At 35.5% G+C, this 26484-nt stretch carries 16 protein-coding genes and 1 other RNA gene; 12 read left to right on the top strand and 5 right to left on the bottom strand.

Translation table 11 applies throughout. From position 1 onward, the window contains the following. Window positions 1-172: 172 nt before the first annotated feature. Together C1T31_RS12435 and C1T31_RS12430 are read left to right on the top strand one after the other, a co-directional pair. Window positions 173-937: a hypothetical protein gene (locus C1T31_RS12435; protein WP_103052835.1), complete on the top strand. Its 765-nt coding sequence runs from the start codon at window positions 173-175 to the stop codon at window positions 935-937. Between the two features lie 5 nt (window positions 938-942). After that, a complete protein-coding gene (locus C1T31_RS12430; protein ID WP_103052834.1) occupies window positions 943-1824 on the top strand; it encodes an ester cyclase in 882 nt (293 codons plus the stop codon). Between the two features lie 63 nt (window positions 1825-1887). Here the strand turns inward: C1T31_RS12430 and rnpB are convergent. Beyond that, window positions 1888-2240, bottom strand: an RNA gene (rnpB, locus tag C1T31_RS12425) — RNase P RNA component class A. Between the two features lie 104 nt (window positions 2241-2344). Between rnpB and C1T31_RS12420 the strand changes: the two genes are divergently transcribed. From C1T31_RS12420 to C1T31_RS12405, 4 genes are read left to right on the top strand one after another with little or no spacing between them, the layout of a single operon-like run. Beyond that, window positions 2345-4099 (top strand): DNA polymerase III subunit gamma/tau, encoded by a 1755-nt coding sequence (locus tag C1T31_RS12420; protein WP_103052833.1) that lies wholly within the window; start codon window positions 2345-2347, stop codon window positions 4097-4099. A 4-nt stretch (window positions 4100-4103) separates the two neighbouring features. After that, a complete protein-coding gene (locus C1T31_RS12415; RefSeq protein ID WP_103052832.1) occupies window positions 4104-4667 on the top strand; it encodes a hypothetical protein in 564 nt (187 codons plus the stop codon). 4 nt (window positions 4668-4671) lie between these two features. After that, window positions 4672-5253: a tRNA-(ms[2]io[6]A)-hydroxylase gene (gene miaE / locus C1T31_RS12410; RefSeq protein ID WP_103052831.1), complete on the top strand. Its 582-nt coding sequence runs from the start codon at window positions 4672-4674 to the stop codon at window positions 5251-5253. A gap of 36 nt (window positions 5254-5289) precedes the next feature. Then, window positions 5290-6375 (top strand): META domain-containing protein, encoded by a 1086-nt coding sequence (locus C1T31_RS12405; protein ID WP_103052830.1) that lies wholly within the window; start codon window positions 5290-5292, stop codon window positions 6373-6375. Between the two features lie 64 nt (window positions 6376-6439). On the opposite strand, the gene C1T31_RS12400 is transcribed toward C1T31_RS12405, so the two are convergent. The 3 genes from C1T31_RS12400 to ppk1 all read right to left on the bottom strand — a co-directional run bounded on the left by C1T31_RS12400 (window position 6440) and on the right by ppk1 (window position 10037). Beyond that, window positions 6440-6970, bottom strand: a complete 531-nt coding sequence (locus C1T31_RS12400; RefSeq protein WP_103052829.1) for a porin family protein — start codon at window positions 6968-6970, stop codon at window positions 6440-6442. Between the two features lie 100 nt (window positions 6971-7070). Next, window positions 7071-7976 carry a Ppx/GppA phosphatase family protein gene (locus tag C1T31_RS12395; RefSeq protein ID WP_103052828.1) on the bottom strand — a complete coding sequence of 302 codons (906 nt, stop codon included), beginning with the start codon at window positions 7974-7976 and terminating at the stop codon, window positions 7071-7073. Beyond that, window positions 7977-10037, bottom strand: coding sequence for a polyphosphate kinase 1 (ppk1, locus tag C1T31_RS12390; RefSeq protein WP_103052827.1), 2061 nt, complete (start codon window positions 10035-10037; stop codon window positions 7977-7979). It abuts the gene before it with no gap. Window positions 10038-10258: 221 nt separating this feature from the next. Between ppk1 and C1T31_RS12385 the strand changes: the two genes are divergently transcribed. From C1T31_RS12385 to C1T31_RS12360, 6 genes are all read left to right on the top strand, one after another. Continuing rightward, window positions 10259-10711: a hypothetical protein gene (locus tag C1T31_RS12385; protein WP_103052826.1), complete on the top strand. Its 453-nt coding sequence runs from the start codon at window positions 10259-10261 to the stop codon at window positions 10709-10711. A gap of 329 nt (window positions 10712-11040) precedes the next feature. Further along, on the top strand, window positions 11041-12336 hold the full coding sequence (locus C1T31_RS12380; RefSeq protein ID WP_103052864.1) for a hypothetical protein: 1296 nt from the start codon (window positions 11041-11043) through the stop codon (window positions 12334-12336). An 84-nt stretch (window positions 12337-12420) separates the two neighbouring features. Next, window positions 12421-13884, top strand: a complete 1464-nt coding sequence (locus C1T31_RS12375; RefSeq protein WP_103052825.1) for a T9SS type B sorting domain-containing protein — start codon at window positions 12421-12423, stop codon at window positions 13882-13884. A 1-nt stretch (window position 13885) separates the two neighbouring features. Continuing rightward, window positions 13886-16267: a PorP/SprF family type IX secretion system membrane protein gene (locus C1T31_RS12370; protein ID WP_103052824.1), complete on the top strand. Its 2382-nt coding sequence runs from the start codon at window positions 13886-13888 to the stop codon at window positions 16265-16267. Between the two features lie 72 nt (window positions 16268-16339). Next, window positions 16340-24544, top strand: coding sequence for a T9SS type B sorting domain-containing protein (locus tag C1T31_RS12365; RefSeq protein ID WP_103052823.1), 8205 nt, complete (start codon window positions 16340-16342; stop codon window positions 24542-24544). A 38-nt stretch (window positions 24545-24582) separates the two neighbouring features. Then, window positions 24583-25548 carry a PorP/SprF family type IX secretion system membrane protein gene (locus C1T31_RS12360; protein ID WP_103052822.1) on the top strand — a complete coding sequence of 322 codons (966 nt, stop codon included), beginning with the start codon at window positions 24583-24585 and terminating at the stop codon, window positions 25546-25548. 19 nt (window positions 25549-25567) lie between these two features. On the opposite strand, the gene C1T31_RS12355 is transcribed toward C1T31_RS12360, so the two are convergent. Then, the gene (locus C1T31_RS12355; RefSeq protein ID WP_103052821.1) at window positions 25568-26053 is read right to left on the bottom strand and encodes a SixA phosphatase family protein; all 486 of its coding nucleotides are present in this window, start codon (window positions 26051-26053) and stop codon (window positions 25568-25570) included. Window positions 26054-26484 lie beyond the last annotated feature (431 nt).

Raw genomic sequence — 26484 nt, 5'->3', positions numbered from 1 at the left:
TAGAAACATATTTTCTCTAATTCGTTTTTTTTCAGTACTTTAGATTTCTCCTTTGAAAAAGAAAAATTATAGCACTTTTTAATTTTTCCCCTTTTCCACAGAACATACTTGTTTTGGTTATGGTAGTTTATGACTATTAATCAACATTTTTTACTAACCAAAACCAATTATTATGAAAAATTTTAAAAGAGGGGTTTTTGCCCAACTAATTGTATTGTTTGTAGTATTTAATCTATCTGCTCAAGACAATCAACCGACCATGTTTACTGTTCACACCGACAACGTTAAGTTTGACAAAATGATGCAGTATGAAGAAGCTGCCAAGGAACTAAAAAGTGCGTTTGAAAAGCACAATATCCCAGATGTTAGTTGGACAGCTCTAAGCATTGAAGATGGTCGTTATGTTTATGTGTCTGCTATAGAAAATATGGCCGATTTAGATAAAAACATCATGGCTGGGCTTTATGAAAAAATGGGAGAAGAAGCTGCCGATGCCATGTTTAGTAAAATGGATGAATGCTATGATTCTCATGGCAACACCGTTGTTCATTATTTACCAAAAATGTCTTACCATCCAGATTCTGAAGGATCTATGGCAGGAAAAAACCATCGTGAATATCATTTTTTATATTATGCTCCTAAAAATGCTGAAGCCATGAAGGAAGGGATGACTGAAATTCATGATATGTTCAAAAAGCGTAACATCGCTAATGGTTATAGTGTATATCATAGTGGCTTTGGAAGTCCAGAAAGCTATTATATGGTGTCTATTTCTGCAAAAGACGGTTTAGAGATTGCACAAAACGGGAAGTTAAACGATGAAGCCTTTACAGATGAAGATCAAGCTACTTTTTTCAAGGTTATTCAATTAACAACGCGATATGATAAAGTTGAAGGGCGCTTAAGACCAGATTTAAGTTATCAACCTAAAAACTAATTTCTATGAAAAATTTATTAATAACATCCTTGTGTATACTATTATTTTCATCTTGTCAAAATAATAACCGTTACACGCAGCAGTCACCAGAAATTGATATAGTAAAAGAGCTTATCAAGAATTATAACAATAAGACATATGACATAACATTATATGCTGATACTTCAAAAACATTCTACAATTCCAAAGGTGATGGTTTATCCCCAAAAGATGTCATCGCCTATCATGAAGCCAATGATGCTAATTACTCCCAAAGAGGATTCATGGACAAGGACCAAGAGTATGGAATGGTCAAAACAGATGATGGAGAGGTATGGGTTAATTGTTGGTTAGATTGGAAAGGGACCTTAAAAGTTAACAATAAGGAAGTCATAATACCTATTCACCTCACTTATCGTTTTTTAAATGGCAAAATTGTTAGAGAGGTTGGCATGTGGGATCCTTCAGAAATTGTTTTAGCACTTCAAGGTGCTAGCAGTGAGCATACTGACAAAATAAACAAAGTCGTAGAAGGTTGGAATGCTCATGACATTAGTAATCTTAAATCTTTATCGGTTGAGAATTTAAAACGCTCATCAAATGGTACTGTTGAAGTTAACAACATTAATGAATATGAAGGCTTCATGAAAACTTTTGTGACTGCTTTTCCTGATTTTACGGTGCAAGTTGATGATTCCGCCGTAAGTGGAAATAAAATCTTCATCAATTGGACGGTAACCGGCACTCATAAAGGTGAATTTATGGGTAATGCTCCCACTGGTAAAAAAATGAAATCCCATGGATTTAGTGTTTGGACACTAAACAATGATGGGCAGTTTCTTAGTGAAGAAGCTTATTATGACAACTTAACATTATATAATCAATTAGGTATTGCACCTCCAAAATAATAATAACACTAACCAACCAGTTATTATTAGTTAAAAACCCTCTTGAAATAAGAGGGTTTTTTATGCTTAAGCAAATCTATAAGCCGAATTCTGTACTTTTCTTTTTTGAAAAGAATTCTAAAAAATTAGAACAATTAAAAAAAGAAAATCCTTATCATTTATCTGGATGCATTGTTACCAATACACTCTAGCTGCCTACCCTCCAACAATCGCGCGTGCCGCACTCAAACGTTGGTATACATGACATTGCACCTCATAGAGTTTACCTGATTTCACTACAGCTTAACCTGTACTTGCTTTCTGTTGCACTTTTCCTAACCTCACGGCTGGTGGTCGTTAACCACTATGACTGCACTACGGTGTTCGGACTTTCCTCCATTACGCCAAAACGTAACAGCGATAAGGCGATTTACTTACAACAAAAGTAATTCAATAATTGTTAATAACTACTTTCAAATTCAGACTTCTGAATTCTTAATTCTGATTGTATTTTATATTTTTGTTATTCTAACAGATTTTAATGGAGCATTTTGTAGTATCAGCAAGAAAATACAGACCACAAACATTCACGGATGTTGTTGGTCAGCAGGCTATTACGAATACCCTATTAAATGCCATTGAAAACAATCATTTAGCCCAAGCATTGTTATTTACAGGACCACGTGGTGTGGGTAAAACAACCTGTGCACGAATTTTGGCAAAAATGATTAATAGTGAAGGTAATGAAACTGGTGATGAAGATTTTGCTTTTAATATTTTTGAATTAGATGCAGCCTCCAATAATTCTGTTGATGATATCAGGAATTTAACCGATCAGGTTAGAATTCCACCTCAAATAGGAAAATACAAAGTCTACATTATAGATGAGGTCCATATGCTGTCTCAAGCTGCATTTAATGCCTTTTTAAAAACCTTGGAGGAGCCTCCAAAACATTGTATTTTTATTTTGGCGACTACTGAAAAGCATAAAATAATACCAACAATTTTATCACGTTGCCAAATATTCGATTTTAAACGAATTACGGTTAAAGATGCCAAAGAATATTTAAAATATATAGCTGAAGAACAAGGTATTCAAGCTGAAGACGATGCGCTACACATTATAGCTCAAAAAGCTGATGGTGCCATGCGTGACGCACTTTCCATTTTTGATAGGGTTGTTAGTTTTTCAGGTAAAAACTTAACGCGTCAGGCTGTTACTGAAAATTTGAATGTACTGGATTATGAAACCTATTTCAAGAGTACCGATTTAATTCTTGAAAACAAGATTCCGGAGTTATTGATTCAATTTAACAGCATTCTTGCAAAAGGCTTCGATGGTCATCATTACATTGCTGGCTTGGCATCGCATTTTAGAGATTTGTTGGTCTGCCAAAATAATGAAACGATTGAATTATTGGAAGTTGGTGATGAAACAAAAGAAAAATATTTGGTGCAAAGTAAATTGGCATCTCAAGCGTTCCTGTTAAAAGGCATTGAACTGGCTAATGACTGCGATTTAAAATACAAAAATAGTAAAAATCAAAGATTACTAGTTGAACTTTGCTTGATGCAGTTAGCCTCTATCAATTTTGATGGAGAAAAAAAAAATAGCAAAAACTTCATAATTCCAGCTAGCTATTTCAAAAAGATAGGTGTTAAACCTATAACAGTTTCTAATCCAGAAGAAAAAATTGAACTTCACAACTCCCCAGAAAAAGAGGCGTCTTCTGATGATAATACTTACGAAAATGAAGAGGAAAAATTGGAAATCGCTTCCAACAATGAAACGGCAGTTTTAGAGAAACGCCCAAAAATTTCTTTGGATGTTAAAAAGAAAACAACTTCCGGGTTATCTTTAAGTAGCATCAAAGCAAAAAAAGAGCATCAAATAAAACAAATGGAGGTCGTTTTGGATGAAGAAGAACTTCCAAAAGATCCTTTTACTGAAGAAGAACTTATCAAAGTTTGGAAACAATACGTTTCTATTCTTGAAAATAAAGGTCAGTTTAATTTGGCTTCGATACTATCAATTGACACACCAAAAGTGATTGACACCGTCATAAATTTAGAATTCCCTAACGCTACCAACAAAGTTGAGGTTGAAAGACAACAATATGATATCTTAGCGTTTATCAGAAAAGAGCTCAATAACTTTGATATCAGTTTTTCCATTACCGTCAACGAGGTTATGGAAAAGCAGTATGCATACACAGCTAAAGAGAAATTTGAAAAGTTAAAAGAAAAAAATCCTGCCATAGCGGTTTTGAAAAAAACATTTGGACTAGATATTTAATTTCATGAAAAACCTGTTTTACATTATTGCTTTTGTGTTCTCAATGGTATTTTGGGCTTGTACCGACGGCCAAGAACGTATGCATCAATCACCGCAGGAAATTTTACAGGAAAACAAATTATTGGATTCCTTTTCCGAAAAAGTAATACGGTTTATTCCTGAAACTTATGCAGAAAAAACCACAGATACCATTTTTGATAATGGTTATATAGTGAAAGTTAAAATGTACACGGATATGGATAACCACATTACGGTTAAATTAGATGATGAAACTGTGAATTACAGAGATTATAATCTTGATATTGAAGTTATAAAAGATGATGAATCTATTCTATACTTAACTATAAATAAAAGCCATCAAATCCATGAACAACTGCGTGCTGGAGTAGATTTAGATGAATATTATTTAAGGGACTTTTGGATAGCAAAGGATAATAAATACCATAAAAATATTCCTGGAATTTATTTTGAATACTATTCACCAACATCAAAAGATTCTATTATACAAGAAATATTACCATATCAGGAATATGATGTTAAATATATGACTTCAGTGATAACCAATTAAATTTATGTTAGGTTTAAAACTTCCCACTGACCCACGTTGGGTCAATATTGTAGAAAAAAATATTGAAGAGATCCTTACCGATCATGCTTATTGTGAGCAAAAAGCAACCAGTACAGCTATTTCATTAATTGTTTCGTTTCCAGAATACACCGATTTGGTGAAAGAAATGACTGCTTTGGTAAAAGAGGAAATCAGTCATTTTAAAATGGTACACGACAAAATCCTTGAACGTGGTTGGGTACTGGGTCGCGATAGAAAAGATGATTATGTTATTGCACTCCTCAAATTTTTCCCAAAAGGTGGTAGCAGAACGACCCAATTGGTTCATAGGCTTTTGTATGCTGCATTAATTGAAGCCAGAAGCTGTGAACGTTTTAGATTACTTTCAGAAGAATTGGAAGATCAGGAATTGGCTGAATTTTATCGCAAATTAATGGTTAGTGAAGCTAATCACTATACCATGTTTTTAGGCTTTGCTAGACAATATGGCAATCGAAAGGAAGTTGATCAAAAATGGCAGGAACTTCTAGAATACGAAGCCGAAATCATGAAAGATTTGAGTAAAAAAGAGACCATTCATGGTTAATTTGTATATTAACAATTGATTTCCAATTTAATATTCATGAAAACCTCATTATTTTTTTTTATTTTTTTAAGTCTTCAGGTATCAGCCCAAGATATTCTTGGTGAATGGCAATTGATTTATATTGAAGTAGACGGGGTAAGACAATATAGTACGATTCCGAATTCTATTAATTATATCAATTTTGAAGATGAAACAAATGTAGAAGGAGGTGTTTGTAATAATGGATATGGTGGTCAGTACTCAATAATCTCTGAAGATACTTTTACCATAGAGTTTAATGCGCTAGCAGGATATTGTAATTACGAAGTTGAAACTGATGTATTTTTACATCCCTATCTTTGGGATGTTTTAGGCAATGTGGATGCTAGCGACTTTTTAAATTATGAAATTACTGGAACAGGAGATAACCAAACATTGCAGATTACAAATTCTTTAGGAAATTTAGCTTTTTACAATAGAGAAGGGCTGCCTGAAAACCGTTTACCTGATATATGGTATCTTCATGAAATAAGTGTAGATAATGTTATAACTGAAAATACGTTTAATTCACAATCATATATTGAATTTACCACAAATAATGGTTTTTTATTTGGAATTGAATATCAAGGTAACGCAATCTGTAATGATTTTTTTGGACACTATAATTTAAGTCAACCAACCACACTAATAATAGAAGATTTTACTACTACATTGGCAATATGCAATGATAGTGAAGCGCGTGATTTTGAGAGCGACTATTTTGATATTTTTAGAAACACAGACCCTTTAACTATTACATATGACATAACTGGGACAGGGAATGATGAAGTTTTAGTGTTGACAAATCCAGATGGTGATTATGCTTTATATGGTAGACAAGAACGTCTGTCCACAAGTGAATTTGAAATGGAGTTAAATAACTTAAGTTTAACCAATAATCCCGTTCAAGAAACACTAACATTCAATAACATAGGTAATATTGAAGCAAATTATGCTATTTACTCCATAAATGGTAAACAACTTACTAAAACTAAATTATTGGATAGCAAGTATATAGATGTTAGTAGTTTAGATGTAGGATTATACTTTTTAAGAATTTCTTCTAAGTCAAATAACAAAACCATCAAATTTATTAAGAGTTAAGACTAATAAAAAAACTCCCAAAATCAATAAAGACTATGGGAGCTTTTATACAATAGTTAATTAGTTAGATTTTTACACCAATTCCTATCTGCAGGTTAGTGTTTTTAGCTTCCAATCCTACTGGATTATCGTCTAATATATTTGTCACACCATAGTGGTATCTAGCATCAATAAAGATTTCATCGGTAATCATAAATTCTAGAGCGCCAACTCCTGAAAAACCAAAGTTTCTATAGCCATCTTCAAATTCATGAACCTTAACACCAACCAAAGGTCCTGCGCCAATAGCTATTTTGCTTCCAATTCTAAACTTCAATAAGATTGGTGCTTGAATATAATCTACTCGTAGTGCTCTATCTTTAGCCCCTTCAGCAGAGAATTGTAATTCAGGTGCTAATGCAATAGAAGCAGATAAGTCGTACTCACCAAATACACCAATTGCAAAACCATTACGATGTTGGTTGTCCATAAGTGGAGCTGGTTCAAAATCTAAATTTGAAATATTATAGCCTGCACGAATACCATACTTTGCATTTTGAGCAAAAGAGATAGTAGCTATCATTGTTAAGGCCAATAAAAGTATTGTTTTTCTCATAATTACATATTTATTAGGTTCGTTTATATCGATTTAAGTCACGGCTAATATAAATGAATTTGTGAAATATTATATATTAAAAAGACAAACTGTTAAATTTTCACTGTGTATTACTAGAAACCGTATCATAATAGATACTTTTAATAATACCATCGGCAAGTCCAATTTTGGGAACATAAATATCTTTGGCACCACTCCATTTCATCGCAGATAGGTAAATTCTTGTTGCTGGAATAATAACATCAGCTCTATCTTGATTTAAATCCAATTCCGTGATACGTTCTTCATAAGAATAGGATTGCAGCATATTGTAATAGGATGTCAAATAGAAATACGTCAATGGTTTGCCTAATGCTTTACCAGAAATTTTAAATATTTTATTGATGTTACCACCAGACCCAATGACATCTATTTTATCATATTGAGAGGTGTTTTCCTTTATCCATTCTTCCAATTCGTTCCAAGTTTCCTTTTTAACAATATCATTCAGCAAACGAACAGTACCTATTTTAAACGATCGAGATACAACTGATTTGGCATTGTGAATAACCGTAAACTCGGTGCTACCACCACCAACATCTACATAAAGATAGGTTTTGTTTTCATCTATATATGAATGAAGGTCAGTTGCTGCAATGATTGCGGCTTCCTCTTCTCCACCAATAATGTCTATCCTGATGTTGGTCTTAATGAGAACTTCTTCCGCAAATTTTTCTCCATTGGACGCTTCACGCATAGCAGAAGTAGCACAAGCTTTATATTTTTCAACTTTATGGGATTTCATCAATAGTTTAAATGCTTCCATAGAATCTAACATGCGTTCTTTGTTAGCAGACGATATTTTCCCCTTCAAAAAGACATCAGCTCCCAAACGAATAGGAACTCGAACCAAAGAACTTTTCTTAAATTTTACCGGTTTTCCTTTTTCTTCAATAATATTAGCAATCAATAATCTAATGGCATTGGAACCAATATCTATTGCTGCATATTTCTTGATTACGAGCATTTATTCCTTTAATTTTTTTAAATAATATTCATAAGTGGCAAACTGTGCACGAACAATTGGCTTTCTTCGTTTTTTGTACTCATTATTTTGCGTATCGTTTAATATACGTGCTTTAACATTAGCACTCCAACAAATATTAAAATTATCTATTAATTCTTGTTTAATTTCCTCGTCATAAATTGGACAACTGACCTCTACTCTGTTTTCGATATTTCGAGTCATCCAATCTGCTGATGATATATAAACTTTGGCGTCACTGTCCTCTCCAAAAATATACAGGCGTGAATGTTCTAAAAACTTGTCCACAATACTAATAGCTTCAATATTTTCGCTCATTCCTGGTACGCCAGGAATTAAACAACATATACCTCGAACAACCATTTTAATTTTTACTCCAGCCCTACTGGCTTCATATAGCTTATCAACCATTTTGTAACTTGAAAGGCTATTCATTTTAAGTCGAATACCTGCTGGTTTTCCCAGCTTCACCTTAATAATTTCAGCATCTATTAATTTAAATAATGCTTTTTCGGTATAATGAGGCGACGTAATTATGTGTTTATACCTAAAAATTCGATAATTGGTTTCAAAAAAGTTGAATACTTTATTGATATCCTTGAGTATTTTTTGATCGGCTGTAAATAGCGTATAGTCTGTATAAACTTTGGCAGTCGATTCATTAAAGTTACCAGTGCTTATAAATCCGTAGCGTCTGATTTTTTCATCTTCCTCTCTTTCGATCACACACATTTTACTGTGAACTTTTAGGCCTTGCACACCAAAAAACAACTTCACACCTTCTTGCTGCATTTGTTCGGCATAATCAATATTAGCTTGTTCATCGAATCGCGCCTGAATTTCAATAGAAACCGTAACCTTTTTACCGTTTTTGGCAGCATTAATAAGGGAACTAGCCACATGTGATATTTGAGCCAAACGATAAATGGTTATTTTAATTGATATAACTTTAGGATCTAAAGCGGCTTCCCGTAAAAACTTAACAACATAAGAAAACGTGTGATAGGGTGTGTGAATCATATAATCTTTTTTACCTATGGTAGAAAAGATGCTCTTTTCAAGACTTAATCCCTTTACAGGCAACGGATCAATTTTATCATACAACAAATCCGTCCTTCCCAAACTCGGAAAATCCATATAATCTCTACGATTATGATAACGACCGCCTGGAATAATGCTATCTGTAGACTCGATACCCATTTTACCCATCAAAAATGAAAGGGTTTCTTTATCTATGGTTTTATCATAAACAAAACGCACAGGTTCACCAATTTGTCTATGCTTGACACTATCCGATATTTTTTCAATAAAACTTTTACTCAAGTCACTTTCCAAATCCAATTCTCCATCTCGAGTAATCTTGATCATATGAGCAGTGATGCTGGTAAAATCAAAAATGTTAAAGATATCGTGAAGACAGTAACGCAATAAATCATCAAGCATCATGATATAACTCTTGCCATCAGATTCAGGCAAAACCACAAATCGATCCATGGTTTTGGAAATCTCAATTAAGGCATATTGCTTTTCATTATTCTTTAGCTCCAATTTAACCGCTAAATAAGCCGCGCTATCCTTAAGGTTAGGCAAATCGACCGTTTCACTTAATACAATTGTTACTAAAGCAGGACTTACTTTTTGGATAAAGTAGTTTTTTATAAAATCGTGCTGTTCGGGCTGAACTTGATTTTCATCAATAATATAGATTTGTTCGCGTTCGAGCTTTTTGTGGATTTTACTCAATATCTCCAAGCTATCACTTTGTTGTTTGATAACAATTTGTGTAATGATATCCAATAATTCATCAGATTTTATACCACCTAGCTCACTTTTACCACCTTTGCCAGCTTCAACAATACGCTTTACAGTGGCATAGCGCACCTTAAAAAATTCATCTAAATTGTTAGAAAAAATACCAAGAAACCGTAATCTTTCAATAAGTGGTACTGTTTCATCATCTGCCTCTTGCAAAACTCTGGCATTAAACTGTAGCCAACTGACCTCTCTATTTATATATGTGTTTTGATAATGGTCTTTAGTCATGAAATGATTTGTTTGCCATACAAATATATTTCATTTTTAACAGTAATTCAGGCGTTTGGCAATATTTCTAAAAAAGAACAAAAAAGTAAGAATTTTACTATAAAAAGTGTATTTTGTCGTAAAAATTGTACACTTTATTGTGTAAAAAATTGAAAAATCAGTTGTTTTTTTTAATAATTTGTATAGATTTGCCACATAGGAACAACTAAAATAATGTTAATATGAAAACTAAACTACTGGTTTTTTGTGCTATTTTTTTTCTGACTACTAGCACTATTTTTTCCCAAAACAAAGATGCTTCCCAAGGTATCATTAGCCAAGGTGTGTCAATTAAAAAATATCATGATCGCGATGAGCTGGACCAAATGAACAAAGGTCAACTGTTAGACCTATATATTGAGAGAATTGAAGTTATCGTTAAAATTCTACCCAATATAGCATTTACAAATAAACCTGGAGTTACCATTACAGATCTTGGAATCCCAGATACAAAGGATCACAGAAAGGCACTTGAAGAGAACAAAAAAGCAGCCAGTGACTACTTCGAGAATACAATCGAATTTCAAACAAAAATTTTACCTTACTCTGATAAATCAAATTTAATTGCTGCCATATTGTACTACGAGCAAACTTTAAAATCGTTGCATACTTACAATGAGTTCAACCAATATTAAAATTATCTAAAACTAATTAGTTTAGTTAATACATAAAAAAATCCCTGAACCAAATTCGGGGATTTTTTTATGCTTCTAACTAGTCATTATTGATACACTTTAAACGTTTCTTAAAACGAAACATTCAATCATGAAATTGGTTCAGAATACTATTTAAATTAGTACAACAATCTCTTATCCTCTAAATAATTTGGTTTTTTGAAGTATTATTCTTACATTTTTTAATCAAAAAATGCATTTTATCGATATTTTTTGTCTTTCAAGGAGTTTTTTGTTATGTTTGGCACTATTAAATGATTAACCCAACAATTGAACAAAACCTACTTATTATGAAAAACTATACACTATTATTATGCTTGTTTGTGCTGACATGCAATACTGTGTTTGGTCAGCAAGAAAAAGGAATCATTGGTTACAACAACTGGTTAAATTCATGGACTGAATTCCAACCCAATAAAGTTGATTATGGAGAACCAACACAAATATTAAGTGGAAATATTTCCGAAGACACTAAACTACTTAAGAAAAATACATACTTACTGTTAGGTAATGTTTTTGTTACTGATAGTACCACATTAACCATTGAACCAGGTACTGTAATCATTGGTGACTTTAAAACCAATGGCACTTTAACTATTAGCAATGGTTCAAAAATTATTGCTGAAGGATTGGAAACAGATCCTATCATCTTTACTTCCAACCGAGGTGTCAAAAAGCAAGGGGATTGGGGTGGTATCTTTATTTTAGGCGATGCACCAACCAACAAGTTTGGTAATGAAGCTGCTTTGGACTATGGTTTACGTCCATCGTCATACAAAAACATCAGTTACGGTGGTGATTGCCCAGAAAGCAATTCAGGAATTTTGAAATATGTTCGCATAGAATATGCTGGAAAAAGAACTAAAGAATATGGTTACTTCAATGGATTGACTTTGGCTGGAGTTGGGCACAAAACCGTTATCGAAAATGTCATGGTGAGTTACTGCCAAGGCAACTCATTCAATGTGATTGGTGGTGATTTGAAAATGGACAAAATGGTATCCTATAGATCAAACAGAAATGATTACGAATTTAATCATGGTGCTCAATGTAAAATAACGAATTCTTTAGCCATTCGTTCACCATATATATCGAGTTCTGATGGGTCAAAATGTATGTACATTGCTTCTTATGAGAACAAAGATGAAACAGATTTGACTCAAAAAGGGACTTTTGTTGATGCTGAAAATATGACACTTGTTAACGTAAGTGAGGACCTAAAATATGACATGAGCATCGGATTGGTTAAAGAAGCTATCTATATTGCACCAGAAACCTATGTTACATTAAACAAAACGGTTATTTCTGGATTTAACCCTGCCGTGATATTAGACGACAAAATTTATATCAACAGTAAAAATTTAGAACGATTAAACTTTCGTGAAATGTATTTCAACAATTGTAACGGTAATATTTTCACTAAAGGACAGTCTAACAACGATGACTTAGAGAACTGGTACGGCAATAGCATCTTTAGAAATGTATATTCTAAAGGTGATGACGATGAAACATTCATCGATTTAAAGAATCCGAAAAAACCAGACTTCAGGCTACGAATAAACAAAATCATTGCTTCAAATGATTAGGTAATAAAAGTTAAGCGGGAGTATATTGGACATATACTCCTCTTGAGCTTTAAAGAATTAATAAAAAATCAAACAGTTATATTGATGCTTAAAACTACTCTTAACACAAATCGTATCCTATCTTTTTGTTTGTTTATCTTTTTTATTTCAACCAAGATAAATGGACAAATTGTTATTGGTACGCCAAATTTAGGTTTTAGTCAAGCTTGTGCGAGCGCATCATTTAACAATTATAACGCAACTTTTGTGTTTTCCCCAGAATCAAATTTAGAGGCATCCAATCAATTCATTATTGAAATGTCTGATGAATTAGGAGATTTTACAAACCCTACCATTGTATTTACTTCAAATCCTGGTTCGGTAACCACATCTCCAGCTACCTTAAATTTTTCAATACCAACAACTACTGCTGGAGAAGGTTATAAAATCAGAATAAAAAGTACAGCTCCTGCTGCTACCAGTGCTCGATCCATAGCATTTGCAGCTTATTATAAAATTCAAGATAGCCCTTTTACTATTAACAATTTGGTTTCTACAGGTGCGTATTGTTCAGGTGGAAGCTACTTGTTAACTATAGATAATCCTGGAACTGGTGATAACGATTCTCCTTTAAACTATCCGTCTTTAACGTTTAACTGGTTTAAAGAAACAAGTCAAACTACTTCTGTTTTTGTTTCCGAAGGCGAAACATTAGAAGTTACAGAAGAAGGCACTTATTTTGTGGAAACCAACTATGGTACTTGTACATCCAATTCATTTTCTAACCGTGTGACCATAACCGAAGTGACTTCAGGTCAAGCTAATGCCACAATTAACTCAAGTCTTGGGAATCCATTCTGTCCAGATCAAGGTATGACAACCTTGAGTACTATTAGTGGTGTAAGCTATCAATGGTATAAAGATGGTAATGCGATTCCAAATGCCACAAATCAAATGTATCAAACGGATGAATCTGGATCTTATTCTGTTCAGGTTGATTTAGGAGCGTGTTCGGCTTCTGGTTCTATTGATCTATTAAGCGAATTATTTGATGCTTCCATTAATGTTGAGGAAGAAAATACCATTGAAACCGATGAAACCTTAACAGTAATTATCAGTTCAACGGCAGCGAATCCGGATTATCAATGGTTTTTAAATGGTGCTTTGATTTCCAGTGCAACTGGTGATACTTACGAAGCCAATCAATATGGTGATTATCTGGTAGTCGTAACTGAAAACACTGGATGTGAAGGAACAAGAGAATTTAATTTTTCTATCAATGAACCAATTGATCCGTTCCCAGAGGTTGATAAAATACCTAACATGATTAGTCCTAATGGCGATAATATCAATGACACTTGGGTTATTCCGCCTCAGTATGTCAGTGGAACAAACACCGATGTAACGATAATGACGAGCCAAGGGAAAGTCGTTTTAAAAACTAACAACTATTTAAACAATTGGCCTGAAAACCAACTGAATTTAACCAATATCAACCAAGTATTTTATTACATCATAACAACAGCTGATAACAAAACAAAAAAAGGATCTATAACGGTCATCAAATAACATGAAAACCATAGTGTTAACCATATTATTTTTCTGCATCACGCAGATATTACATTCTCAAAATGAGGATGGTGTGGTTTCACTTGCCCTGCCCGTAAGAAACTCCTTAACCTACAATCAGTTCGCTGTTAATCCAACGTTTAGTTTTGTAAGACAACAAAATAAATACATCAACATTACCAATAAGAGGGAATGGATGCAATTTGATGATGCGCCACTCACCTATTTCGCGGGTTACTCTGGACGATTTAGAGAAAATATTGGAGCCGGTATTAGCCTGTTTCAACAAAACTATGGTGTTCTAACCACTTTTGGTGGAATACTAAACTTTGCCTACAACGCGCAATTAAACACAGATAGCAATCTAACCTTTGGAATTAATGTTGGTGCCTACTCTAGTGGTATTAATAATGGTCGAATAGTAACCAATGAAGCTGACCCTTCATTGAATAATATGCCATCCAATTTTTTATTGAGTGTTAGCCCAGGTATCAATTACGGTACAGCGTTTTTGGATTTTGGTGTTTCAGTTCAAAATGCCATTTTATATAATTTTAGTACTTCAGAACTTTTTAAAGAAGATCCGGAACAAAGCATTCAAGCTCATTTTATGTACACAGGCTATATGTACAGCAATAGCTTTTTTGACGAAAGTAAATTTACAGGAAGAGTTATAGCACAGTTCAAAGATGACAATACCGTTTTCTCCGGAACAGCCATGCTAACAATTCCTTTAGGAATTTGGGCTCAAGCTGGTTACAATACCTTATATGGGGTTCATGGCGGTATTGGATTGAATATCACAAAAAATATTTCTATTGAATATAATTATGAAAAAGCTATGGGTGATTTATCAAATTTTGGTAGTGCCCATGAGCTAACCTTGGCTTATAAGTTCAATAATAGAGAACGCTACGATTACAGCCGTGAGGATGATGTTAGTGCTTTAATTGCACCTACAAAGAAGAAAAATACAGCAAAACCAACCAATACAGAAGCTGAAGCCAATAGAAGAGCTTCAGAGCAGGCAAAAGAACAAGCAAGATTAGCGGCTGAATCCAAAGCGCAACAGGAAGCTCAAGAGCGAGCTAGATTAGCTGCTGAAGCCAAAGCACAACAGGAAGCCGAAGAACAGGCTAGATTAGCTGCTGAAGCCAAAGCGCAACAGGAAGCTCAAGAACAGGCCAGATTGGCTGCTGAAGCCAAAGCACAACAGGAAGCTCAAGAGCAAGCGAGAATAGCTGCTGAAGCTAAAGCACAACAAGAAGCTCAAGAACAGGCCAGATTGGCTGCTGAAGCCAAAGCACAACAGGAAGCTCAAGAGCAAGCGAGAATAGCTGCTGAAGCTAAAGCACAACAAGAAGCTGAAGAACAAGCTAGATTGGCTGCTGAAGCCAAAGCACAACAGGAAGCTGAAGAACAAGCTAGATTAGCTGCAGAAACTAAAGCGCAAGAGGAAGCTGAAGAACAGGCTAGATTGGCAGAAAATGAAGATGCACTTCCAAATGCAACGGATGTACTTGGTATATCCATGAACGAATTAGCACAATCGACAGAAGATTCAAAGAAAACACAAACTGATTTATTAGCGAGACTAAAAGATGTAGTGGATAGTAAGAACCAAGACTTGAAAGACTTAAAAGAAGAAAACGATTTGAGTGAACAAGGTATTTATATGGAGCCTAAACCATTCAAAAGTCTTTCAGAAGAAAATAGAAAGCTTGAAGCTATCAAAACAGATTTGGAAACTGCTATCAGTGAACGAAGTGCGAAAATCAAAGAACTGGAAGAGCTTTATGAACAACGTCAGCAAATAGATACGATAGAAATGGATGAAGTGAATCTGTTCTATAGAAAAACTATTAAAGAGTTAAAGTCTGAACAAGCGGTTGCTCTGAAGACAAAGTCTGATTTAGAAGCCAAATTAGTTGAAATCAAGATTGCTACAGATTATGAGCGTAAACGACGAATTAAGCGTGCTGCCTATAAAAATGAAGAAGATAGATTGGCTCAAGATAAGTCAACATTAAAGTATATCAGAGAGAATACGCCATTGAGTGACACACCTCTAACGAAAGATGACTTTGATTTTGGTGAAAACCGAAGTGGTAATATCGAAATTTTGAAAAATGTTCAAAATGTTGAAAACGGATTCTATATGATTCTTGCTGTACATAATGATACGGAAAAAAGAGATGAATTTTTGAGAAAAGCTGTTGCTTCAGGTCAAAAGAACATTAACTTTTTCTATGATGTCAATACCAGTAAATATTATATATACCATGAAAAATTTGATAGTATTGATCAAGCCAATCAAGCGCAACAATCAAAAGGAAGTCAACCGTATAATGACAAAATATCGATAGTGAAAATTGAAAATTAAATTATATAGCTAATGCCCAATCCTATATTGAAATGCCCCAAATTCAATATAGGAACATAAAACCCAAATATCATGAAAAGACCTACATTTTCAAAAAACGCCCTACTAGTTCTGTTAGTTTTTATAGGCATAACATCTTATGCTCAAAACTATGTGCCCTTCACACCTCGATTCAATCAAGATTTACGAGGTGATATTGTTTTAATCGGGAACAATATTCTGGGGCCTGACAACAACGCTTTTAATGATAATAATACGTATAACCATAATGTCGATATGCAATATATAGACATTGATGGTGATGCATCTACATTTAGTTCATCCAGTGCCGATTTGGAAATTCCAAATCCAAACTGTTATCAAATTATCTATGCTGGGCTTTATTGGGGAGCCGTTACTAATGGAAACGAACCCATAACCAATGTTAAGTTTAAAGGTCCAAGTGGTGGATATAATGATGTAACGGGAACCATTATATATGATGCCAACGGATCAGCTACGGGCAATAGCTTTCCTTATTCATGTTATGCCGATGTAACATCCATTGTTACTAGTTTTGGCTCTGGAGCCGATTTAGGAACATATACCGTAGCAAATGTATCCAGTGCTTTAGGAGAAACGGCAACTTTTGACCCTTATAACGGTACAGGTTTTTCAGCGGGTTGGTCATTATTCATTGTTTACGAAGATCCAACAATGCCAGGAAAGTCAATTACTAGTTTTGATGGTTTTAGTGCGATTAGTAGTTCAGTAAATGTTGATATTCCTATTTCAGGTTTTAGAACCGTTCCTGCTCCTGCTCCCGTTAGAGCTAACTTGGCATTTGCAGCTTTAGAAGGTGACAAACCTATTCAAAATGACCGTTTGGAGTTAAACGGTGTGCCCATGTCAGCTGCCGATAGACCTGCAAACAACTTTTTTAATAGCTCGGTAACGCGATTGGATGCGACACCTGTGACAAATAGGGTTCCCAACAGTACCAACACTTTGGGTTTTGATACAGGCGTTATGGTTGTACCCAACCCTGGAAACTCTTTAATCGCCAATGATGCTACTTCCGCTACCTTTAGTTTGGTAAGTGATCAGGATGTTTATTTTCAATATTTCTTTGCCTTTGCTGTTGAAATTATAGAACCTAACATCGTGCTTACTAAAATTGTTGAAGATGACGCTGGGAACAATATCGGCGGACAAACTATTGGTCTTGGACAACCTCTAAATTATATTATAGGTTTTCAAAATGTGGGTAATGACCATGCTACCAATTTTCAAATTCGTGATATTTTACCAATCAATATTATATTCAATTACCCAACTGATTTGGTGTTACCTCCTGGTGTTACCGTGGCCAGTTACGACCCAATAACCAGAGAGATTATATTTGATATTGCAGACTATTTAGTTGAGGAAAACGATCCTGTGTATGAAATTAGAATCGAAGCACAAACAGTTGAAACCTGTAATGAATTGGCTGACTCCTGCTCCAACATTGTTAACAACCAAGCTTTCGCTTCTTATTACGGATTCTACAATCCAAATTTTTATGTCACGGATGATCCTAGTTACAGTAGTAATACTGGTTGTTTAATTACACCACAGGCTACAAACTTTTTAGTGAATTTGGATTGTGATTTTGTTCAGGATATTTCGCTTTGTGGTGATAGTGTTGTACTAACAGCTGCTGATGGTTATGACTCCTATAGTTGGTCAACAAACCCTAATGGAAACCCAGAAATAGGGACAGGTCAAACTATTACTGTAACATCAACAGGTACCTATTATTCTTTTAATAATGCTATTGCACCATGTCAATCCATAGTTCAACAATATAATGTTTCAGTATTTGGTGCCAGCAGTTTGACTAATCCAGTCATTCCTTATGCTGATGAAGTAGTTACCTGTCCAAACGACGGTAAACCGCTACCAAATATCTTTTTATGTGGTGCTAATGATATTAGAGAAATTGAAACAAATATTGCAGGTGCATCTTCCATTATATGGGAACAATTAGATGAAACGAGCTGTACCCCAGTTTCAGACCCTGACTGTGCAAATGAAAACAGTAGTTGTACCTGGAATCAAGTAGCTACTGGACCAAATTATACTGCTAATACTGCAGGTCAATTTAGAATTACCATAAACTTTGAAGGTGGTTGTTTTGCCCAATTCTATTTTAATGTTTATCAAAATATTCTAAATCCAACAGTAACCGCAACCGATATTATATGCACAACGCCAGGTTCGATTACAGTACACAATGTTCCAAATGGCTATGAGTACAGTATTGATGGTACTAATTTTCAAGCTAGCAATGTGTTTACAGTGAATACACCAGGTACCTATACAGTGTATATCAGACAGATTGATGTTGATACCAACCCTTGTATTTTTACGGTTCCTGATGTGCAAATCAGGGCCCGAGATTTTACAGTTTCTAATATTGTAACACAACCGTTATGCCATGGTGATTTAGGAAGCATTCATTTAGCAGCTAACGATGTAGACCCACAATACTTCTTTGCCATTTATGACGGTGGAACATTGGTAAACAGTGTGGGTCCCATAACTGAAAACAGCTATACGTTTGCCAATCTGAACCCAGGAGTTTACACGGCAGTTGTAGAAACTGAAGATGGTTGTACTCATACCGAAGACATAGAAATTATTGAACCACCTTTATTAACGGTTACAGCTGCGATTACAATTCCGCTTACTTGTACCGATGGTGAAATTACAGTATATCCCGAAGGCGGTACGCCTCCTTACTTTTACTTTATAAATGGTTCTTCAGATTTTCAAACAGTACCTGAAATAGTCGTTACTGCTCCAGGAACTTTTGACATTACAGTTGTGGATTCCAATAACTGTAGTGCCAGCACAACAATTGAAGTCGAGGATATCTTAGCTCCAGAATATACCGTATCAGTTAATGATTTGGATTGTTCCGGTGATTCCAATGGTTCCATTAACTTCAATGTGACCAATGCCAACGGAAACAGTTTGGAATTTAGTATTGATGGTGGAGCAACTTTCACAAATTCATCTTCTTTTACTAACCTACCAGAAGGCAGTTATGATCTGGTCGTTCAATATTCCTTTGGTGGTTCCATCTGTAATTCCGATCCGCAGACAGTTGTTATTTCATCACCAGAACCAATTGATGGTACTGCTATCCTGACAGCCGCTTATACATGTACATCAAACGGCACCATAACTGTAACAGGTATAACTGGTGGAACACCTCCATATACCTATAGTATCGATGGTGTTAACTTTCAAGTTAGTGATACATTTACAGGCTTAACCAATGGTACCTATACCATTACGGTTCAGGACGCAAGCGACTGTACTTTTATTACCAATGATATTACCATTGATCCGTTAAATCCTCCAACTGATTTAACTTTTGAGCATACGCCTCTTACCTGCCCTGCAAACACCACAACAGTTACTATAACGAGTACAACAGGTGGTGTGGGTGTGTTACAATACCAAATAATCGCGCCAGCTTCAGCTGCGACACCATATCAAGTATCCAACTCATTCACTGGTTTAGCTCCAGGAACCTATACGTTTCAAGTGATTGATGAAAACGATTGTACTTATAGTGAGACTTATACTATTGACCCATTACCAGTACCTACAGTTGCTACGGTTCTAACTGAAGATTTGGATTGTACGGCTGATCCTGATGCTATGATTACGGGAACAATCACAGGACCTGCTCCATATAGCTATGCTGTATCCATCAATGGTGGCGCCTATACAAATCTTGGTGCAACTGGTGCTACTTTCACTTACAGTACCACAACTCCAGGTACCTATCAATTTGAAGTAACTGATGCTAATGGCTGTACAGCAGAGTCTATGGTTCACACTATTAATCCTATTGTACCTCCAGCTATCAGTTTGATTACACAAACACAACCCGTATTATGTAATGGTGACACTAATGGCACCATTGATATTACCATTGACACGACAGTTGGCACACCGCCTTTTACCATTAACGTATATAATGACACTACGGGCACCGATTACGGAACACAAACTTCCGGATTACCAGCAGGCACGTATACTATTACAGTAACTGATGCCAAATCGTGTACTGGAACCGATACTATTAACATTACTGAACCAGATCCTATTGTGGTTAATTACCATACAGTTGATATTACTTGTACAGGTGGTGGTCTATCACAAGGCTCCATTATTATTGATGGCGTAACTGGTGGAACAGCTCCTTACAATTACTTTGTGACGGGAACTAACGGGTATTCCAACTCTGAATTGAATTCGACTGGAACAACTTCTGTCAGTTTTGATGTGGTTGATTTTGGTCTGTACCAAATCAATGTGGTAGATGCCAATGGCTGTTCTGTTTTAAATCAAGATGTTTTAGTGGCTTCACCGCCTTCAGATTTAGAAATCAATGTATCATCAACTGTTGATTGCGCTACTGGCGGAACTGCTGTTGTGAGTATCGGTAGCACATTGAGCAGTTCTGGACCATTCTTTTTCAGTATCTACCAAGGTGCCATTTCAGTCTATCCTAACCCACCTGGGTCATGGATTCCAGAAGATGCTCCTGGGAGTGAATCGGCTACGTTTACTGGTTTAACACCTGGTGTAACCTATACCTTCATCGTTTATGATGCCTCAACTAACTGTAGCTATTATGAACCTGCTACAACACCTATTCCTAGTGATTCCACACTAACTTTAAGTGCTATTAGTTCTAATAATATTACCTGTACTGGAAGTGCAGACGGTAATGTATCATTTACTGTGAATAGTTCATATGGCGTTGCAACAAACATCAGTTATGAAATTTTTGATTCTTCCACTTTAGGAACTACAGGAATAACAGGATCGAATACAGTTCCTGCAGGTGGCTCCTATACTGTTACAGATTTAGGACCATTGCCTTTTGGAAATTATTACGTATTAATAACTGAAACATCAGGACCTAATGCTGGATGTGGGGTTGTAACCGCCCCTTTTAATATCACAGAATCAGCTATTCCATTAAGCTTGACTGTTTCTGTAGACCAAAATGCAAATTGTAATGCCAATTCTGGTATCATCAGTGCTGTTGGCCATGATGGAACAGCTCCTTATCAATACCAAATCACAACAACCGCAACAGCTCCTGCTGCCAATGATGCTTCTTGGGCATCGGCTAGTACCTTCAATATGGATGCTGGAAATTATTACGTGCATGTATTGGATGCTTATGGTTGTGTTGAAACAAGTCCTGTTATTGTATTGCCAATGGATCCTGCTCCGGTTATTGCAGCTTCGTTAAATGATCAATGTACCACAACCGAAGGCAACTTTGAGATTGATGTTGCGTTGACTACCGCTGGAATTCCACCTTATAGCTTTAGTATTAATGGTGGTGCTTTCCAGACACAAACGGCACCATTTACCATTTCAAACTTATATTCAGGTACTCATACCATTGAAGTTAATGATGCCAACGGATGTGGTAATTTAGTATCTGTAACTATTGAAGCGCCATTAAACTTATCGCCTTCGGTAACAGCGCAACCAACCTGTAACGATGATGATGGTGAGATAACGGTAACTGCTACTGGTGGATCTGGTGCTTTTACTTACAGTATCAGTCCGAATCCAGCTTCTATAACATTAGCAGGCAATGTATTTACAGGTGTACCTTCTGGTCTTTATACTATTACAGTTACAGATACCGTAACATCTTGTACCGAAGAGGTACAGGTTTCATTAACGGCAGCTGTGCCGCCAACAATGTCATTAACACCGACAGCTATAACCTGTTTTGGAGGTAATGATGGTTCTTTTGAATTGCTGGTGAATGGCTATTCGGGAACTTACAACTATGAGGTTTTTGATAGCTTGGGAACATCAGTAACTGGTATTGTCAATGGCAATACGTCAACAAACCCGATTACCGTTTCTGGTATGTCGGCTGGAAGCTATACTGTTGAATTGACAGAAACCCAAATTCCTTTCTGTTCAACAACGGCGAATGTGATTATCAGTTCACCTACTGAAGCCCTAATGGTAAGCGCTACGGAAACTTCCAATGTAACCTGTGATAATATCAATGGTACCATTACAGCCATTGCTACTGGTGGTTGGGGAAATTATGAGTATGAACTCACTGGTGCTGCAACAGTAGCCTATTCACCAAATAACACCTTTACTGGTCTTTCGGCTGGAACCTATACGATTAATGTAAGAGATATCTCTGGCTGTGTAGCATCGACATCTATTGTGCTTGTAGAGCCAACACCTATCAGTGCGACATTTACACCAAGCACAACGATGTTATCTTGTTTTGGTGACCAAAATGCCTCAATAACTATCACTAATGTAACGGGTGGTCAGGGAAGTAATTATTCATATACCTTGAACACTATTTTACCAACTCCAAGTACATCGGGACCTCAAACATCCAACGTGTTTACCAATTTAGGAGCGGGTACATATAATGTTATTATTACGGACGGCTATAATTGTGAAACCACATCATTGGATATTGTTATTGACCAACCAACTCCCGTAGAAGCTGACTTGGTTACGGCAACAACCCAAACCTGTTTGAATGAAGCAACGTTGACATTAAGTGCCACTGGTGGAACAGGACCTTACACTTACAGTAACAACAGTAATTTTACAACTGTTTTAGGTTCATTTGCGACTTCAACAACATTCCCTGTAAGTCCAGGAACCTACGCATACTATGTTATGGACGCCAATGGCTGTATTGCTTATGTGTCCAATGAAATTACCATTGATGTTTTACCATCATTGGTCATCAATTTAGATTCAACAAATCCTACCATTAACTGTGCTGGTGATAATACGGGGAGTATTCTAGCCACGGCACAAGGAGGATTGGGTAACTATATTTACACCCTACAGGATACAGCCGGCAATACGATTCCTGCTACTCAAAATTCACCTGGTGTATTTACCGAACTAGTGGCAGGTACCTATGTGGTATCTGTTGAAAGCGGTGACTGTATTACGGCCACTGCTCCAATTACTATTACGGAACCAACTGAAACTCTAGAAGCAACCTTTACGGTTAGTGACGTAACCTGTACAGGCTCTGAAGACGGTATTTTAGAAATTTCGGCTTCAGGTGGTACTGGAACTATTATGTATGCTATATCTCCGCAACTCAATCAATTTTTTGAAACTAATATTTTTGAAAATTTAGCTCCAGGAGACTATAATGTCATTGTTCAAGATGAATTGGGTTGTTATGTAACTTTTGATTTCACCATTTCTGAACCTGTTCCTGTAATTATCAGTATTGTTGCCGATTCTATGTTCCCTGAAGTTTGTGAAGGCGATATGGATGGTGAATTCAGTATTGAAATCTCTGGTGGAACGGCTCCTTATAGTGTGAGTTTGGACAGTTACGATGGCCCTTATACAACAGGTCCTGTGACTCAAACACAGTTTGATTTCACCAATCTTGGTGGTGGTGACCATACTGTGTTTGTTAGAGATAGTCAAGGCTGTGAATCGGAATGGAACATTACATTCCCAGAAGCTGTTGCCATAAACCCAACGGTTGTTATCGAGTACAATTGTGTGAACAATGCCCAAAGCAACACGGTAACGGTTTTAGTTGATGAAAGTATAACTAATCTAGATGATTTAGACTACTCCCTTAATGGTGGACCTTATCAAGCTAGCAATGTGTTCATTGATGTACCAGCCGGAACAAATCATTTCATTGATGTGAGACATACCAATGGTTGTGTTCAGACTACGGAATTCTTTGATATTGATGCATTTGACCCTCTAACATTGGTGCTCACTGAAACAGAGCTTAACACCTTCACTGCAAACGCCAGTGGCGGAACTGGTGATTATCAGTTTACATTGAACGGAGAAGATTACGGTTCTACCAATACCTTTGTTATTACGGAATCTGGAGAATATGTTGTGGTGGTTACTGATAGTAGTGGCTGTAGTGCCATGGCAACCATTTTTATGGAATTCATTGATATCTGTATCCCCAATTACTTTACCCCAAATGGTGATGGTGTTACTGATGAATGGGCTCCTGGATGTACAACCAATTATCCGAACCTAACTTTTTCAATCTTCGACCGCTATGGTCGTAAGATAGCCACATTAAATGTTGGTGAGAAATGGGATGGTCGATATAACGATAAAGAACTACCAACGGGTGATTATTGGTATGTAGTTAATTTAAATAGCTCAAATTCAGATCGTGATTTTGTAGGCAATTTCACTTTATATAGATAATAACTTTTGAGCAAAACCCAAGAACTAAACTTAACCTTATGAAAAAAATATTAACATATATACTGCTTTTAACCACTGGGTATGGCTTTGCCCAAGAGTTAAACCTTCCCGTTTGGACACAATATTTAGCTGACAATGACTTTGTGATTTCTCCAACCTATGCAGGTATTGGTGATAACATGAGAATTCGATTGAATGGCCTAACACAATGGGTAGGTATAAAAGATGCTCCCGACAATCAATCATTATATGCCGATATTCGAGTTGCCAATAGATCTGGTGCTGGTATATCATTATATAATGACAAAAATGGTAATACGCACCAAAAGGGACTAAAAGTGTCTTTTTCACACCACTTAACCTTGGATTATACCAGTAGACAATTTCTCTCACTAGGTATATCCTATAACTTAAACAGTTTTAGGGTGGACGTTAATAACTTTCAACCAACATATGATATTCCTATTGTTGATCCAAATATTAATGGTGACCGTTCAAACTCAAATAATAACTTTGACGTCGGAGCGCTTTATCGCTATGGTGGATTTTATTTTAGTCTAAATGTCAATAATCTTTTAAGTAAGGATATTGAAGATTTCAGGGGAATTGAACCTGAACTGTTGCGTAACTATCAAATTTATACAGGATATGTCATCCAAAGTAAATCAAACAAGCGTGTAGAATTTGAACCTTCAATATTTTACCAAATGTTTGAAAGTGATAACCGTTCCAGTACCGATATTAATTTCAAATACCGAAAATATAATAGAAAGGAAGATTATTATTGGATAGGCTTGTCTTACCGATTTCTCAATGATCAGCCGTTTAAACCACTTAACGTTGGACCAATGGCCGGTATTATGAAATCCAAGTTCTATTTTGCTTATTCATATCAAATTACGATGAATGACCTTGCTGGTTATAATTCTGGTACCCACATGATTACCATTGGTGTGGATTTCCTTCAAGGGTTGAGTGACTGTATTTGTACAGATACTAACTAAATTCGGAATTCTAGCATTTTTATCTTAAATCTTTAGGAAACAAGGTCAAAACGGTTTCGCCTTTATCTAATTTTTGCCAATTTGGGATGTCAAAATCTATGACCACGACTCCGCAAGTAGGTACATTATTAATGTATTGACTTCCAAACCTATTTACAAAATTGGTTATAGCATGGTTATGCCCAAATATCATGAGTGTATTGATATTTATAGGACATTTTTTTATGACCTCAACTAGATTTTCCCCTGAAAAGTCATAGAGCCTATTGTTTAAAATGACTATGTTTTCTACAAATTTTAGAGTATTTACAAATATTTCAGCTGTCGTCATCGCCCTAACCGCATTACTTGTAAGGACTCTATCAATCTGATAATTAGATTCCAATAATTTATTAGCAACAACTTTTGCATCCTTGAAACCTCTTTCCTTTAATGGCCTATTAATATCACTTAAACCGTGATCCCACGAGGATTTTGCATGCCTTACTAGTATTAGTTTTCTCATATTGATTCGATTAAAGTCAAAAAATATCGATAAAGTGTTTGATTATTCAGACAAATGACATATATTGCACCCAATAATTTAATGTATCATTAATATTAACCAAATCTAACAATTAAAAATTAACCTATGGTAACATCCTGTATTATAGACTGCAAAAAAGTCACCCGTTAAATTATCCCAATAATCCGATGAAAGGTTTTTCTCATACTTTTTATCGAATTTATGAGTTATTTGACATTTTTATTTGATTAGATAGCAATATCGCTATTTATTTGTGTCGTAAGCTATTAATTAATTTATGACCCCAAATCAAATGAAATATCTTAATCCATTCGCGCTATTATATAGTGCACTTCCCTCAATAACATTTTATAATATCATCTATTTGTTGAACAATTAATATTGTTTAAACATTAGGTAAAAACAGTTTT

Origin of the sequence: Hanstruepera neustonica (assembly GCF_002895005.1) — a bacterium.
Classification (GTDB): Bacteria; Bacteroidota; Bacteroidia; order Flavobacteriales; family Flavobacteriaceae; genus Hanstruepera; species Hanstruepera neustonica.
Note: the sequence above shows the minus strand (reverse complement) of the source record. Positions and strands in the feature narration are given on the sequence as shown.